This is a genomic window from Halobacterium jilantaiense (genome assembly GCF_900110535.1).
In the GTDB taxonomy this organism is placed as follows: Archaea; Halobacteriota; Halobacteria; order Halobacteriales; family Halobacteriaceae; genus Halobacterium; species Halobacterium jilantaiense.
On the sequence record NZ_FOJA01000001.1, the window covers coordinates 2145637 to 2159462 of the forward strand.

Genomic DNA, 13826 nt, shown 5'->3' on the forward strand with positions numbered 1-13826 from the left:
ACGTTCTCCACTCGTCGCGAGCGCACCACTGTTGTCGAGCATACCCGAGCGTAGCGAGGGTTTTGCCGCGCGAACGGAGTGAGCGCGGGGAGTTTTTAGCGTAGCTTTTTGCAAGCGGGGGTTCCCGCAGTGAGCGCACAGCGCGAACGAGGAAACCCCCCGCAGTAAAAAGGTCCTACGCGAGGAAGACGTGGCGCGGGCGGTCCGCGAGCACGTCGCGGCCCCAGTCGACGGTGTCGCTGAAGTCGTCGCTGCGGAAGAACGCCATGGCGTCCTCCTGGGAGCGCCACTGGCTGGCGATGAACATGTCGTCCTCGTTCTCGACGTTCACCATCAGGTCGGTGTCGAAGTGGCCGTCCATGCCTGCGAGGACCTCGCCGACGGTGTCGAACTTCTCGACGAAGTCGTCGGTGTGTTCGGGCTTGGTCTCGTAGAACATCCCCATCGTGCCGAACCCGGACTCTTCACCGGCGCGCTCGACGACCTCGGGGAGTTCGGAGAGGAAGCCGGCGGCCGTGTCGGCGGCGCTGGCGGTGTCCCAGATGGAGACGACGGCGCGCCGGTCGGCCTCGTGGCCGTCGTAGACGGCGGTCTTCACGTGGGTGTCGTAGTGTTCGAAGTTCCCGCGCAGCCCGTCGACCTCCTCGAAGAGCTCGTCGGCGTCGGCCTCCGAGTAGAGGACGGTGGCGTAGACGTCCTCGCCGTGGGGCTGGCCGGCGTAGATGTCCTGGTCTTCGAGTTCGCCGCGGATGCCGTCGTCGGCCTCGTCGCCGGTCCCGTGGTGTGTGTCCTCGGTGTCACCGTCGTGGTGCCCGTCGCTGTCGCCGTGGTGGGCGTCACCCTCTCCGTGGGCGTGCCCGCCCTCGCCGTGGTGGTGGCCGGTGTCCTCGGGGGCGGGGACTTCCTCGCCGGCCATGAACGCCGGGAGGTCGCTCGGCGGGAACCGGCGGCCGACGAAGAAGTCGCCGAACGCGCCGTACTTCGCGGACACCTCGTCGAAGCGCATCTCGTAGACGATGTCCTTGATGTCCGTGAGGTCGTCCGCGAACAGCGTCACGCCCCACTCCATGTCGTCGAGGCCGACGGAGGACGCGATGACCTGGCTGACCTTTCCGGCGTACTCCTTCCCGAGGTCCCCGTGGACCTCCATCATCTCGGCGCGCTCCTCCAGCGGGAGGTCGTACCAGTTCTGCTCGGGCTGCCGGCGCTTGCTCATCGGGTAGAAGGAGACGTACGTGTCGTCCGGAATCTCCGGCGTGAGCTTCCCTTCCAGGTACTGCTTGACGCCGGCGTCCACGGAGTCGGGGTCCTCGAAGTACTCGGGGACGGTGTAGCCCGAAATCTCCACGACGGAGACGTACGAGTGGGACTGCTCGGTGTACTCCGCCAGCGCCGTCTGCTCGAACGACCGCTCGATGCGGTCGAGTTCGTCCAGCGTCTCCCGGAAGTGCACGAACATGAGGTCGGCCTTGTGGCCGGTGATGGAGAACACGGCGGAGTCGCCCTCGTCGGCGCGAGCGAGCGACTCCCGGTGTTCGAGGAACGCCTCGGCGTCGTTGAGCGCGGCCTCTCGGTCGCGCTCGGGCGCGTCCCGCCACGCGTCCCAGTCCACGGTGTGGAAGTCGTGGAGCACGAACCAGCCCTCGTCAGTCGGTGGAGCGTCTGCCATGTCGCGAGGTTGGGCGGCCGCGTAGAAGGGTTTTCCCAAACCGGCGCGAGCCCGGGCCGGACAGTCCGGGGTACCCCGACCGAAACCCTTTCCCCGTGACCTCCGGAACGTGGGGGCAGATGCGAAAGAGCGGTCCGCCGAAGGGCCTAGTCTCGTACCTGGTCCTGGAGCTACTGGCCGAACAGCCCCGGTACGGCTACGAGATTCTCAAGGAGATCGAGTCGCTGTCCGGTGGGCACTGGGAGCCCTCCTACGGCTCGGTCTACCCCATCCTCTACAAGTTCGAGGAGGAGGGGTACGCCGAACGCCTGGAGGTCGAAGACGAACCCGACCGGAAGTACTTCGAACTCACCGACGCCGGCCGGGAGGAACTCGACCAGAAACGCGAGGAAGTCGGAGAGACGGGCGAAGACCTCTTCGACGTCATCCTCGGCTTCTACCACATGTTCGCCGTCCTCGGGACCGACGAGCGCTTCGAGGTCGAGAACCCGGCCGTCGGCGAGGGGTGGCGTTTCGACGAGGACTTCTCGGCGTGGATTGTCGAACAGGTGGTTCGGCACCACGAACACTACTTCTCTGACTTCGAGCGCATCGAGGACACCCCCGAGGAGTTCGTCGAACGGATGGGCCTCGACTAGGACAGCAGCTCGGGCCCGAACAGCATCAGCAGGAGGCTCGCGAGCATCAACAGCCCGATGCTCGTCGTGACAGCCCGGGTGAGCGCCTCGCGGTTGTCGGAGGGGAGCCGCGACGTCACCGCCTCCACGCCGCTCCGGAGCAGGTGGCCGCCGTCCAGCGGGAACGCCGGGATGCAGTTGAACAGCCCGAGGTTGAGGTTCACCCACCCCGTCCACAGCAGGAGGTTCGCCCCGACGAACGTCACCCAGTCCGGCAGCACGCCGAGCACACCCGTCACGTCGTAGAAGGCGGCGTTCGTGCCGGCGAACCCGGGGAAGTTGAAGGCCAGCGTCGGGTCGATGAGGCCGATGAACGGCAGGTAGAGTGCGCCGACGATGGCCTGCAGAAAGCCCGTGACGGGGCCGCTGTCACCGCCGAACAGCGCGTTCAGGTACGCCGACCCGGAGATGTCCCCGGAGACCAGCGCCTGGAAGGTCTCGGCGGGGTACAGCGACGCGCCGAAGTCCGAGGTCGCGATGCCGCTGACTCCCGGCGAGATGACGACGCCGAGGTAGCTGGAGCCGTCTCGCTGTTCGCCCAGCTCGACTGTGTAGGTCTCTCGGCTGCCGTCGACGTACGCCGCCACCTCGACGGTGTCGCCGGGGTCGCGCGCGTCGAGAACGTCGCTGAGCGTTTCGCGGGTGGTGACGCGCTCACCCGCGACGGAGACGACGACGGCGTCCTCCTCGGCGGGCATCCCGGCCTCGGCTGCGGGTGCGTCCGGTGCGACCGTCAGCAGCGCGCCGGCGGGGCCGGTCGTCGTCGAGCCGTCCGCGAGTTCGAACGTGGCAATCTCGCGGTCCGCGACTGCCTCGTACAGCCCGGTTTCGGTTGCGACACTCGTGCCGTTCACGGCTGTGACTGTGTCACCGTCCTCGATGGCGAGCGGCGAGTTCGTGGCGTTCGCGACCACGTGCAGTCGCCTGTCGACGGTCACCGACTCGCCGCCGGCGAGCGTCACCGACACCGACGCCTCCTCGTGGTCGCGGAGCGCGGCCTCGAACTCGGTGTTGTTTGCGACCGGCTCGCCGGCGACGTGCGTGATGCGGTCGCCGCCGGAGATGCCGTCCTCGGCGGCCGCCGAACCGTCGTAGACGTCGCCGACGAGGCCGCCGTCGGCGACCGCGATGGCACCCGCGACGGGCCCGAACAGGAGCGCCAGCGTGACGACGACGACGAGGAAGTTGTTCGTGACGCCCGCCGCGAACATGCGGGCTTTCGACCCACGGTCGGCGGCCTCCTGGCTCTCGCGCTCGGGTTCGACGAACGCGCCGACCGGCAGCACCGCGAGCAGCGCCAGCCCCATCGACTCCACGTCGATGTCTTCGACGCGGCACATCAGGCCGTGGCCGAACTCGTGGACGACCATGCCGACGAACAGGCCGGTCACGATTTCGGGTGCGACCGACAGCGGCAGAAAGTCGTTGACGCCCGGGATGACGAGCGCGTTCTGTGGCTGCGTGATAGACGACGGTTCCGGGGGATTCGCGAGCGTGGTGACGGCGGTCAACACGAGCGTGAACAGCACGCCGACGAGGACGACGGTCGCGAGCCCGAGCCCGAAGTTCCCCCACGCGCGCCACAGCCGCTTCGGGGACGCCGCCCAGTCGAGGAACTGCTTCCCGCGTCTCGTGTGCAGCGTCGTGATGGGCCCGCTCGTGTGGACGAACGACGGCAGCAGGCCGCGACTGCGCGCCCACGACACCCCGACCCAGTAGACGGCCAGGGCGACCAACAGGAGCTGCCAGGTTTCCATTGCTAGCACAGTCGGGGTTCCCGCGACAAAAGGGGTTCGGGGACGAGACACAGGCGGCGGCGAGCCCCGCCGTGGAACTGAGAGCCGTCGACCGCTACGCCTCGCGGCGCAGTCGGTCGAGCACGAACTGGCGGTCGAGCTTCGCGAGGAACGGTCCGAGCTTCGGGCCCTGGCTCTCGTCGAAGAACAGCCGGTAGCCGGCCGAGAAGAACGCGCCGATGTCGACGTCGTGGCGCTTCGCGGACTCGTAGACCTCGCCCTGCAGCGCCTCGGCGTCGGGGTCCTCCGCTTCGAGGTAGTCCGCGAGGTCGTCGAGGGCGGCCGCGGTGGCGTCGTCGAAGTCGTGGGCCGGAATCTCCGTGCGCTTGAGGTCGTAGTTGAACTCGTTGTCCGTGCGGCGCGCCCACTCGCGGGCGAGCCGGACCCGCGAGAGCGCGGCCTCGACGGTCGCCTCGTCGGCGTCCTCGGGGATGTGGCCCTCGCGGCGCGCGATCTCCTCGCGCAGGTCGGGGTCGTCGGTCATCCCGAGGACGGCCGCGAACGTGTACGGGATGCGCACACGGTCGGGGTCGATTTCGTCCACGAGGAACGGGTAGACGCGCTCTGCGCGCTCGCGCTCGTCCTCGTCGGCGTCGACCTCGTCGAAGTAGACGCGCTCCATGCGGTCGAACTCGTCGACGAGCTGGTCGAGGTGTTCGATCGCGAAGTCCCGCGAGCGCCGCGGGTCCTTGCTGAAGAACAGCCGCACGACCGCGGGCTCCAGCAGTTCGAGGACGTCCTGAACGAGGACGACGTGGCCCGCAGAGGAGCTGAACGGCTCGCCGTCGAGCGTGAACCACTCGTAGGCCATCGGGACGGGCGGCTCGTCGCCGAGGACGTTCCGCGCGACGTCCGCGCCCGACGGCCACGAGCCCTCGGCGTGGTCTTTCCCGAACGGCTCGAAGTCGACGCCGAGGACCCGCCACTGCGCGGGCCACTCGAAGCGCCACGGGAGCTTTCCCCCGCGGAGCGTCGCGGTGCCCTCGTGACCGCAGCCCTCGATGGTCTGGTCGCCGGCGTCCATGTCCGTGCAGACGTAGTCGACGGTGCCAGCCTCGGCATCGAAGCCGGTGACCGTCTCCGTGACCTTCCCGCACTCCTCGCAGACAGGATTGAACGGGACGTAGTCCTCGTCGACCTTGTCCTGGTACTCGGCGAGCACGTCGCGGGCCTCGTCGACGTGTTCGAGGAGGAACCGGGTGACGGCCTCGAAGTCGCCGTCCTCGTAGGTCTCGGTGTTCGAGACCATCTCCACGTCGACACCCAGCAGGTCCGCGGACGACTGGATGAGATTCGAGAAGTGCGCGCCGTAGGAGTCACAGCACCCGAACGGGTCCGGAATCGCCGTGTAGGGCGCGCCGAGGTTCTGCCCGAGCGCGCCGGCGTTCACGTCACCGAGGTCCACGACCTCGCCGTCGAGGTCGGCGAGTTTCCGGGGCAGCCCCCGCAGCGGGTCGCGGTCGTCGCTCGTGAACACCTGGCGGACCTCGTGGCCGCGCTCTCGGAGGGCTTCGGCGACGAAGTACCCCCGCACGATTTCGTTCATGTTCCCGAGGTGCGGGACGCCGGAGGGCGAAATGCCGCCCTTCACGACGATTGGCTCCTCGGGGTCGCGGGCGAGGACGCGGTCGGCGGCGGCGTCAGCCCAGAACACGCGGCCGCTGTCGTCGTCGGCGTAGGGGTCGTCGTCGGGGTGCATCTACTCGTCGACCCAGTACGTCATCTGGTCGTCTGTGCCGTCCGGGACGATGTCCGTCCCGTCGTGTTCGCCGTACAGCACGGCGTCGACGATGCGCTCGGGGTCGGTGCCGTCGAGGACGATGGTGCGGACGCCCGACCGCTCGATGAGCTTCGCCGCGAGCAGGTCGACCGGCGCGGACGACCCGGCGTTCATCTCGATGTCCGCGATGATGTCGACGAGTTCGCCCGCGTTCATCTCTGCGAAGTGCTCGGCGTCGTCGTCCTCGTTCGGGTCCGCGGAGAACACGCCCGGCACGCTCGTCGCGTACAGCAGCAGGTCCGCGTCCGTGTACTCGGCGAGCGCCGCGCTCACGGCGTCGGTCGTCTGCCCCGCGACCACGCCGCCCATCACGGCGACATCGCCGCGCCGCATTGCCTCGCCGGCCTCCTCGTAGTTCATCGCGGGACTCGGGGCGGCCGCGCCGCCGAGCGCCGCGATGAGCAGGCGGGCGTTCAGCCGCGTGACGTCGATGCCGATGTCGTCGAGTTCGATCTCGTTGGCACCCAGTTCGCGGGCGGTGCCGATGTAGTCTCGTGCCACTCCCCCGCCGCCGACCACAGCGCCGATCTCGCAGCCGGCGTCGGTCAGCGTGTCGATGGCGGCGGCGTGCGCGTCGACCCGCTCGGAGGCCAGGTCGGGCGCGAGCACGCTCCCGCCGATAGAAACCACGACTCGCATACTGTGGAGAAATAGCCCGGAGCCGTCCTTAAGGGTTGCCAAGTGGTGGCTGGTGGAGTTCTGGGGAAACACCGATGCGTACCCGCGCCGACGCTCCCGTATGGTCTCGGTCCTCGACCCCGCGGTCCTCCTGACGCTGGCGTGGGTCGCCGTGCTCTTCGCAGCCGGCTTCCGGTACCGGTGGGGGTCGCTCCCGCCCGTGCGAGCGCTCGTGGTCTTCTCCGCGGCCCTGTTCTGGCTGGCGTACTCGCTCACACAGCTGTCGGCGTTCTTCGTGGCTCCGTACGACGACGTGCTGGTCGCCGTGGCCGTGGGCTTCCTGCTGGGCGGTGCCGCGCTGTTCGTTCAGTGGTGGCGACGGCGCAGCGCGAACGAGTCCGAGTGACGCGCTCGCTGCGCTCGCAGGTGGTAGCTATCTGGCCGCGCTCGACGACGAACTGGTAACAGATTGGGCCGCGTCTGACGCGTCGATGACGGTGACGACCCTGCCTACTCGCATTCAGGTGGCGACAAGATGGGGTGTGAAAGAAAGTTCCTGCTGTCTCGATAAACTTTTTGCGGCGTTTTGAAACTGTTGTGAAACGTCGGACGGAATCAGTTTACGGGTGAAACGGCGGAAATCTGCCCGAACGTTCACCCCTTTATAACCTCTCGGGGCCAGTAGGATGGAGCGAGGCCAGCACCCATGAGCGCAACCCAACAGCCCTCCTCCGAGGCCGAACCGCAGGACAAGGAAACGCGCCTGAAGTCCTACCTCCGCGAAAAGGCCGAGGACGGCGAACTCTACTTCAAGAGCAAGTTCATCGCCGACGACGTCGACCTCTCGCCGAAAGAGATCGGCGCTCTGATGGTCAAACTCTCGAAGTCCGCCACGGACCTCGAAGTCGAGAAGTGGTCGTACACGAGCGCCACCACGTGGCGCGTCCAGCCCGCCTGACCAAACAAATCCGAGACTAGTCCCGCCACGACCCCAGTATGGTCCCACTCCCGCCCGGTTCCCGAAACTCCTCACGCGGCCTCGAACGCCGCGCTCCGCCACTCCCGTTCGTCCGGTCGCCGTGCAGCCCCCGTTCTCACCGCTGGCATAGTCGTTAAGCGGCTGTGGCCGCTACCGTCTGCCAATGTCGGCTCAGCCGCCCGACGACGCCCCGTCACCCGCCGCCTTCGGCGCACTCTTCGACGTCTACGAGGTGCGCCAGCAGGACGGCCGCGTGCTCTACTTCGGGCGCGCCGGCACGGACCGACGCACCATCGAACAGGAGCTCTGGCCGCTGTTCCGCGAACACGGCTACGAAGTGCAGCTCGCCAGCCGGACCGGCGAACTCGTGCTCGTCGCCGACCCCATCGACGCCACTAGTGACGGCATTCCCTGGAAGAACGTCGCGCTGTTCGTCGCGACGCTCGCGTCCACGCTGTTCGTCGGCGCGAGCTGGTACTACGTCGACCCGTTCTCCCCGGAAATCGTGCAGGCAATTCCGTTCACGCTCGCCATCTTGGGCGTCCTCGGCGTCCACGAACTCGGCCACTACGCGATGAGCCGGTACCACGACGTCGACGCCAGCCTCCCGTACTTCATCCCGTTCCCGTCGCTGTTCGGGACGATGGGTGCTGTCATCCGGATGCGCGGCCGGATGCCGAGCCGCAAGGCCCTCTTCGACATCGGTGCCGCCGGCCCGCTCGCCGGGCTGGTCGCCGCCGTCGTCGTCTCGGCCATCGGCCTCTCGCTGCCGCCGGTGTCGGTGCCGACCGACATCGCCACTTCGGCCTCGGCCGTCCGCATCGAGTTCGACTACCCGCTGCTGTTGCGCGGCATTGCAGCCATCCTCGGCGAACCGCTCGGGTACAGCGACCCCACGCGGTCCATCAATCCGGTCGTGATGGGCGGCTGGATCGGGATGTTCGTCACGTTCCTGAACCTCCTGCCGGTCGGCCAACTCGACGGCGGCCACATCCTCCGGTCGCTGGTCGGCGAGACGGCGGGCCGCATCGCGCCCATCGTGCCGACCGCGCTGTTCGGGCTCGGCGCTTACCTCTGGGTCGTCAGAGACGCCGGCAACGCCGCGGGCATCTGGCTACTCTGGGGCGTCCTCGCGTCCGTCGTCACGCTTTCCGGGAGCGTCGAACCGGTCGACGACCGGCCGCTCGACCGCCGCCGGATGGCGCTGGGCGTGCTGACGTTCGTCCTCGGCGCGCTCTGCTTCATGCCGCTCCCGATTCAGATTGTCTAGTGCGTCCAGCCCTCGTCGGGGAGCGGGTCACCGTCCAGCAGAATCCCTGACTCCGTCACCTCACCGACGACCGAGAGATCCACAGACAGCGCACCACGGGCCGCCTCGACGCGCTCCGGGGGGACCGTCGCGACGAGCTCGAAGTCCTCGCCGAACGTCACCGCCCGGTCCAGCGGGTCCGCGACCAGACCCTCTAGGTCGTCGGCGACCGGAATTCGGTCGCTGTCCACGTCGAACCCGCAGCCGCTGCCCTCTGAGAGCTGGTGGAGCGACCGAGCCAGCCCGTCGCTGGAGTCCATCATCGCCGTCGCGTGCCCGGCGAGCGCGCGACCGGCGGCCACGCGCGGCATGAACTGGAAGAGGGCGTTCGCTCGCTGCGTGTCCCCTCGCTCGAAGTACTCGATGGCCGCCGCGCTCCGCCCCAGAGAGCCCGTGACGACGACGGCATCGCCCGGCCGTGCGCCGTCCCGGCCGACCTGCCCGTCGGCGTCTCCGACGGCCGCCGTCGCGACCGTGAACTCGTCGTGGCCGTCGAGGTCGCCGCCGACGTACGCCGCGCCGACCGCGTCACACACCTCGTTCGCGCCCGCGACGAACTCCGAGAGCTCGCCCTCCTCGAACTCGGGTGCGGCGTAGGCGGCGACGGCCGCAGTGGCGTCGGCACCGGTCGCGGCGACGTCCGACAGCGACGCGCCGACCGCCCGCCAGCCGGCCGTGTACCGCGTTGTCCCCGGCGGGAAGTCGGTCGTCTCGTGCAGCATGTCGATGGTGAGTGCCGTGCCGTCGACGACGGCCGCGTCGTCGCCGGCTCCCGACACGAGCCCACCGACGAGGTCCAGGGCCGCGCGCTCGTCCATACGCCGGATTGACCATCCCCACTCAAAAGCCCGCGGATACCCCCTCTGACGCCCCGATTGCCCTCGCTCCGAGCCGGACTGGAGACCGCCGCTCGGGGTCACGAGGCGTGCCCACGGGCCCGCACGACAGGCTAACGATGGCTTTAAACGAATCAGGGACGACGTGCCTCCAATGGCAACTCTCTACGACGCTCCCGCGGACGAGCTCATCGACGAGCTCGCGGCGGACCTCGAAGACCGACTCGACGAGCCGGACTGGGCCGAGTACGCGAAGACGGGCGCGGGCCGCGAACTCCCGCCCGAGCAGGAGGACTTCTGGGCGACGCGCGCCGCCAGCCTCCTCCGGAAGGTTGCCGTCGACGGCCCCATCGGTGTGAAGCGGCTGTCCTCCGCGTACGGCTCCACGACCGACGGTTCGACCCGCTACGTCGTCGCGCCGTCGAAGACGTCCTCCGGCTCCCGGAACATCGTCCGAACCATCCTCCAGCAGCTCGAGGACGAGGGTCTCGTCGAGCAGCGCAACGACCGCGGCCGCGTCGTCACCGGTGAGGGTCGCAGCCTCCTCGACCAGACCGCCGCCGACGTCATCGCCGACCTCGACCGTCCCGAACTCGAACGCTACGCGTAACGCGTCACGGGACCGTCCCGGTTCTGTTCTTCCGACCGCGAGCCGCGGCACTGGTCCGCCGGGTGCGCAACAATTAACGGGATTCGCGGCGAACTGTCTCCCAGTATGAGTGGGAACCCGGACGACGAACGACTGGAAGAGCTCCGCAAGCAGAAGAAAGAACAGCTCAAGCAGCAACAGCAGGGCGGCGGCGACGGCCAGCGTGAAGCCCAGCAGCAGGCCCAGCAGCAGGCCGAACAGCAGAAGCAGGCGCTGCTCAAGCAGAACCTCACCGACGGCGCTCGCAAGCGACTGAACACCATCCGGATGAGCAAGCCGGAGTTCGCCGAGAAGGTCGAACAGCAGGTCGTCGCGCTCGCGCAGTCCGGCCGGCTCCAGGAGCGCATCGACGAGGACCAGATGAAAGAGCTGCTGCGCGAACTCAAGCCCGACTCCCAGAGCTTCAACATCAACCGCCGATAGATGGAGCTGGGACTGCTCTACAGCGGCGGAAAGGACTCCACGCTCGCAGCCCTCGTACTCGACCGGTTCTACGACATCACGCTCGTCACTGCGCACTTCGGCATCACCGACGAGTTCGAGCACGCACGCGAGGCCGCGGCAGCGACGGATTTCGAGTTCCGCGCACTGGAACTCGACCGCGGGGTCGCCGACGACGCCGTCGAACTGATGCTGGACGACGGCTACCCGCGGAACGGCATCCAGCACGTCCACGAGCAGGCGCTGGAGGCGGTCGCGGGTCTGGGGTTCGACGCTATCGCTGACGGCACCCGGCGGGACGACCGCGTGCCGACGGTGTCGCGGGCGCAGGCCCAGAGTCTGGAGGACCGCCACGACGTCGACTACATCTCGCCGCTCGTCGGGTTCGGCCGCGGGGCGGTCGACCGCCTCGTGGACGCCGAACTGGACGTCGAAGTCGGGCCGAGCGAGGAGATTCCCCGGGCCGACTACGAGGCGGAGCTGCGGGCGCTGCTCGCGGAGGAACGAGACGAGGACGCCATCCGCGAGGTGTTCCCGGACCACGACCAGACGTACGTCCACGGCCTCCGGGACTGACCGGACGCCCGGCTCGACATCTCGGCTGTCGGCGTACCGCCTCCCGTAATCGAACCACTCTTCTCCGGCCCGCGGTTCCCTCGACGTGATGCAGTCAGGGCTGGCCTACGCGCTCGCCGCCGCCGGCATCTGGGGCGGCTACCTGTTCGCCCTGAAGCGGTACTTCGCCGGTATCCACGGGGCCGTCCTCACGCTGTTCGTGAACGTCTCGGCCATCCTCTGGTACCTCCCCGTCGCCGCGGCGACTGGCGACGGGGGAATTCCGTCGTTTCCGCCGCTCGAACCGACCGCTGCGGGCGTGCTGGTGGCGACGATTCTCCTCGGCGGAGCCGGGTTCCTGCTGTCGGTGCACGCGCTCTCGGTCGGCGACGTCTCCTACGTCGCTCCAATCGCGAAAATCGTGCCCGTGTTCGTGCTCCCAATCGAGGTCTTGGGTCTCGGTGCCGTCCTCGACCCGCTGTCGGTCCTCGGGGTCGCCGTCGCTACGACGGCCGTCTACCTCGCGAACTACGAGGGCGGCGACCTCGCCGAGCCGCTCCGGCGCGCCGCGACCTCGCGGGCCGCCCAGCTCGCTTTGCTGTCCGCGATGCTGTACGCCGTCAGTGACGTCGGCCGCCGGCTCGTCCTTGGCGACTACACGTTCCCGACGCGGCTCTGGGTGCCGACGTTCCTCGGCGGGGTCGCCATCGCGGTCCTCCCGCTCGCGCTGCGACGCTGGCCCAGCGAGGGCGTCCGCCCGCACCTCGCACTGTTCGCAATCGCCGGGTCCGGCGTCGCACTCGGGGAGCACGTCACGGCGCTCGCGTTCGCCGCCGCGCCCGCCAGCATCGTCTCCACGCTCGTCAACGGCCAGGCCATCGTCGCCGTCCTCCTCGGCTGCCTGCTCCTCGGCGAACCGGGTCTCCGCCGCCGCCTCGCCGCCGCTGTTCTGGCGGTGGTCGGCGTCGGGATGATAGCGGTCTAATCGGCCGTCGGAGCGCCGGTATCGGGCGGACTGAAGGGTCGAGCCTGTGGACGAAGACGGACGAAGCAAGCACCGCAGCGAACGGAGTGAGCGAGGAGCACAGCGAGTGCATCAAGTCCACGGGCTCGGGGATTTCGAAGTTATCTTCCCCGCACTCCTGTCCGCGCTCACGTTTCGCCACACAGAACCAGAGAACGGAAGCATTGAAGCGCGGGACGCGACAACGACGCTCCATGTACGACCGACTCAAGGGGTTCAGGGATTTCTACCCCGAGGAGATGGGGCCGCGCCGGGTGGCGATGGACGCCCTCGAGGATTCGGCCCGGAGCTACGGCTTCCGAGAGGTGGGCACGCCTGCCCTGGAGTCCACGGAGATGTACGTGGACAAGTCCGGGGAGGGCATCGTCGAGGAGCTGTACTCGTTCACTGACCAGGGCGGCCGCGACGTGGCGCTGACGCCAGAGCTGACGCCGACCGTGGCGCGGATGGTGGTGGCGAAACAGCAGGCGCTGTCGAAGCCAATCAAGTGGTACTCGACGCGGCCGTTCTGGCGCTACGAGGAGCCCCAGCAGGGCCGGTTCCGGGAGTTCTACCAGACGAACGTCGACATCTTTGGGTCGAGTGACCCGCGGGCGGACGCGGAAGTGCTGGCCGTCGCCGCCGACGGTCTCACCGACCTCGGGCTGACGGGCGAGGACTTCGAGTTCCGGGTCTCCCACCGGGACATCCTCGGCGGCCTGCTGGAGGCATTCGACGCCGACGTGGATATCGAGGAGGCCATCCGGACCGTCGACAAGCGCGAGAAGATCGAGCGCGCCGAGTACCTCGACGGGCTCGCGGCGGCCGGCCTCTCCTACGACCAGGCCGAACAGTTCGACGACCTGCTCGCCGGCGACGACCTCGACGCACTCGTCGAGTTCGCTGGGACCGACCGCGTCGAGGCTGCCGTCTCGAACCTCCGGAACGTCCTCGAGGCCGCCGAGAACTTGGGCGTCCGGGAGTTCTGTGAGGTCTCGCTGACCACCGCTCGCGGGCTGGACTACTACACCGGCGTCGTCTTCGAGTGCTTCGACTCGACGGGCGAAATCGGGCGCTCGGTGTTCGGCGGCGGGCGCTACGACGACCTCATCGAGAGCTTCGGCGGCCAGCCGACGCCCGCGGTCGGCGTCGCGCCCGGCCACGCCCCGCTGAACCTCCTGCTGGAGCGCGCCGGCGTGCTCCCCGAGGGCGAGTTCACCGCGGACTACTACGTCCTCCAGGTCGGCGACACCGAGGCCGAGGCCGCGGCGGTCGCGCAGGCGCTCCGCGACCGCGGGAACGTCGTCGACACCGACATCTCCGGTCGGAGCTTCGGTGCGCAGATGAACTACGCCGACAACGTCGGTGCCGACACCGTCGTCATCGTCGGCGAGCAGGACCTCGCGGACGGCAACGTCACGGTCAAGGACATGGCCAGCGGCGACCAGACGACCGCGCCGGTCGACGACTTCCCGGGCGAGCTCGACAGTCCGACCGTCGACGACTTCGAGTAG

At 68.6% G+C, this 13826-nt stretch carries 14 protein-coding genes; 9 read left to right on the forward strand and 5 right to left on the reverse strand.

Annotated features, from left to right (window positions below; translation table 11 throughout):
* Nucleotides 1–175: 175 nt before the first annotated feature.
* Nucleotides 176–1669 carry a heme-binding protein gene (locus BMW35_RS11045; protein ID WP_089669494.1) on the reverse strand — a complete coding sequence of 498 codons (1494 nt, stop codon included), beginning with the start codon at nt 1667–1669 and terminating at the stop codon, nt 176–178.
* 119 nt (nt 1670–1788) lie between these two features.
* Between BMW35_RS11045 and BMW35_RS11050 the strand changes: the two genes are divergently transcribed.
* Complete coding sequence (locus tag BMW35_RS11050) at nt 1789–2307, forward strand: PadR family transcriptional regulator (RefSeq protein ID WP_089669495.1); 519 nt, start codon at nt 1789–1791, stop codon at nt 2305–2307.
* On the opposite strand, the gene BMW35_RS11055 is transcribed toward BMW35_RS11050, so the two are convergent.
* From BMW35_RS11055 to pyrH, 3 genes are all read right to left on the reverse strand, one after another.
* Complete coding sequence (locus tag BMW35_RS11055) at nt 2304–4103, reverse strand: site-2 protease family protein (RefSeq protein ID WP_089669496.1); 1800 nt, start codon at nt 4101–4103, stop codon at nt 2304–2306. The genes BMW35_RS11050 and BMW35_RS11055 overlap by 4 nt on opposite strands.
* 94 nt (nt 4104–4197) lie before the next feature.
* A complete protein-coding gene (gene lysS, locus BMW35_RS11060; protein ID WP_089669497.1) occupies nt 4198–5841 on the reverse strand; it encodes a lysine--tRNA ligase in 1644 nt (547 codons plus the stop codon).
* On the reverse strand, nt 5842–6561 hold the full coding sequence (pyrH, locus tag BMW35_RS11065; RefSeq protein WP_089669498.1) for a UMP kinase: 720 nt from the start codon (nt 6559–6561) through the stop codon (nt 5842–5844).
* A 100-nt stretch (nt 6562–6661) separates the two neighbouring features.
* Between pyrH and BMW35_RS11070 the strand changes: the two genes are divergently transcribed.
* The 3 genes from BMW35_RS11070 (at nt 6662) to BMW35_RS11080 (ending at nt 8789) form a co-directional block, all read left to right on the forward strand.
* Nucleotides 6662–6946 (forward strand): hypothetical protein, encoded by a 285-nt coding sequence (locus BMW35_RS11070; RefSeq protein ID WP_089669499.1) that lies wholly within the window; start codon nt 6662–6664, stop codon nt 6944–6946.
* A gap of 300 nt (nt 6947–7246) precedes the next feature.
* Complete coding sequence (locus tag BMW35_RS11075) at nt 7247–7498, forward strand: DUF7123 family protein (RefSeq protein WP_089669500.1); 252 nt, start codon at nt 7247–7249, stop codon at nt 7496–7498.
* Nucleotides 7499–7682: 184 nt separating this feature from the next.
* Nucleotides 7683–8789, forward strand: coding sequence for a site-2 protease family protein (locus BMW35_RS11080; protein WP_089669501.1), 1107 nt, complete (start codon nt 7683–7685; stop codon nt 8787–8789).
* On the opposite strand, the gene thiL is transcribed toward BMW35_RS11080, so the two are convergent.
* On the reverse strand, nt 8786–9646 hold the full coding sequence (gene thiL, locus BMW35_RS11085) for a thiamine-phosphate kinase (RefSeq protein ID WP_089669502.1): 861 nt from the start codon (nt 9644–9646) through the stop codon (nt 8786–8788). The genes BMW35_RS11080 and thiL overlap by 4 nt on opposite strands.
* A 172-nt stretch (nt 9647–9818) precedes the next feature.
* Here thiL and BMW35_RS11090 point away from each other — a divergent pair, with 172 nt between their 5' ends.
* From BMW35_RS11090 to hisS, 5 genes are all read left to right on the forward strand, one after another.
* On the forward strand, nt 9819–10274 hold the full coding sequence (locus BMW35_RS11090) for a 30S ribosomal protein S19e (RefSeq protein ID WP_089669503.1): 456 nt from the start codon (nt 9819–9821) through the stop codon (nt 10272–10274).
* A gap of 105 nt (nt 10275–10379) precedes the next feature.
* Nucleotides 10380–10736 (forward strand): DNA-binding protein, encoded by a 357-nt coding sequence (locus BMW35_RS11095; protein WP_089669504.1) that lies wholly within the window; start codon nt 10380–10382, stop codon nt 10734–10736.
* Complete coding sequence (locus tag BMW35_RS11100) at nt 10737–11330, forward strand: DUF7411 family protein (RefSeq protein WP_089669505.1); 594 nt, start codon at nt 10737–10739, stop codon at nt 11328–11330.
* An 88-nt stretch (nt 11331–11418) separates the two neighbouring features.
* The gene (locus BMW35_RS11105) at nt 11419–12294 is read left to right on the forward strand and encodes an EamA family transporter (protein ID WP_089669506.1); all 876 of its coding nucleotides are present in this window, start codon (nt 11419–11421) and stop codon (nt 12292–12294) included.
* Nucleotides 12295–12527: 233 nt separating this feature from the next.
* The gene (gene hisS / locus BMW35_RS11110; protein WP_089669507.1) at nt 12528–13826 is read left to right on the forward strand and encodes a histidine--tRNA ligase; all 1299 of its coding nucleotides are present in this window, start codon (nt 12528–12530) and stop codon (nt 13824–13826) included.